1 protein-coding gene and 4 tRNA genes are annotated in these 1095 nt (G+C 37.4%); 1 reads left to right on the top strand and 4 read right to left on the bottom strand.

Translation table 11 applies throughout. The annotated features are described in order from the left end of the window. Nucleotides 1-278: transposase (locus L21TH_RS04140; protein ID WP_034429290.1), on the top strand; the 278-nt coding region annotated here is incomplete at its 5' end. 395 nt (nt 279-673) lie between these two features. On the opposite strand, the gene L21TH_RS04135 is transcribed toward L21TH_RS04140, so the two are convergent. The 4 genes from L21TH_RS04135 to L21TH_RS04120 all read right to left on the bottom strand — a co-directional run bounded on the left by L21TH_RS04135 (nt 674) and on the right by L21TH_RS04120 (nt 1016). After that, nucleotides 674-750 (bottom strand) — tRNA-Arg (locus L21TH_RS04135). Between the two features lie 5 nt (nt 751-755). Further along, nucleotides 756-829, bottom strand: a tRNA-Cys gene (locus tag L21TH_RS04130). A gap of 18 nt (nt 830-847) precedes the next feature. Continuing rightward, nucleotides 848-923 (bottom strand) — tRNA-Gln (locus L21TH_RS04125). A gap of 16 nt (nt 924-939) precedes the next feature. After that, nucleotides 940-1016, bottom strand: a tRNA-His gene (locus L21TH_RS04120). Nucleotides 1017-1095: the final 79 nt, after the last annotated feature.

The following is a 1095-nucleotide window of genomic DNA, read 5'->3' as shown; positions in this document are numbered from 1 at the left end:
CTTCTTCTAACTATGGTTATACATTAAAATATAATTGGAAAGAGAACCCAAGACATTGGGTTTATCCCTTAAGATCCTCAGATCTATGGCAAAAACTTTATGATAAAAGAACATCTGTTGAAAGATGTAATAGCAGACTTAAAAAGTATCTAGATTTAGATAATATAAGGTCTAAAGGTATTAAAAAAGTCAAAGTCCATTCATTACTAAATTGTATTGCACTCATAGCTGGAACAATTGCTTTAAATTCAAGAAAGTCTATTGATAAAGCTGCCTAACGGCAAATAAACTTTAAATAATGATTAGGAGGTTATTGCAATTTTATAAAACTGTATATAAGTTTTTAAAAATCTCATTTTTCAATGAGCTATCGCTCTATGTCCTTTTTTCGGTTTTATAAAAAATTAATTATGCAATTTCCTCAAATATTAATAACCCTAAACTTTTTTTACAAGATTATCATAAACGTAAATTAATAGGACGAAAATGCCATAATATTTGTCCAGTTAGTCCAGTTTATATATTAACCTTTCTTAGAAGTCTATCCTTGTTTTTATGAAAACACATTTTTAAGAAAGCGTTTAGTAAGTTCATGTATTGATAAAGAGACCAAAAAACAAAATGAAGAGTCGGCATCACGCGTCAACTCTCCATTTTTTTCGTAGTATTAAAATGGTGCGCCCAGGAGGACTTGAACCCCCAACCTTCTGATTCGTAGTCAGACACTCTATCCAGTTGAGCTATAGGCGCTAATATGGAGGCGGCACCCAGATTCGAACTGGGGGTAAAGGATTTGCAGTCCTCGGCCTTACCACTTGGCTATGCCGCCACATTTTCACAAAATAAATGGCTGGGGCGGCAGGACTCGAACCTGCGCATGACGGAGTCAAAGTCCGCTGCCTTACCGACTTGGCTACGCCCCAACATTTAATTAAAATATGGGGTGGATAATGGGATTCGAACCCATGGCCTCCAGAGCCACAATCTGGCGCTCTAACCAACTGAGCTATACCCACCACGAATATCATTAAACAAATGGAGCGGGTGAAGGGAATCGAACCCTCGCAACTGGCTTGGAAGGCCAGGGCTCTACCA

Source organism: Caldisalinibacter kiritimatiensis (assembly GCF_000387765.1).
In the GTDB taxonomy this organism is placed as follows: domain Bacteria; phylum Bacillota; class Clostridia; order Tissierellales; family Caldisalinibacteraceae; genus Caldisalinibacter; species Caldisalinibacter kiritimatiensis.
The sequence above is the reverse complement of the archived record's forward strand: the minus strand, read 5'-3'. Positions and strand labels throughout refer to the sequence as shown.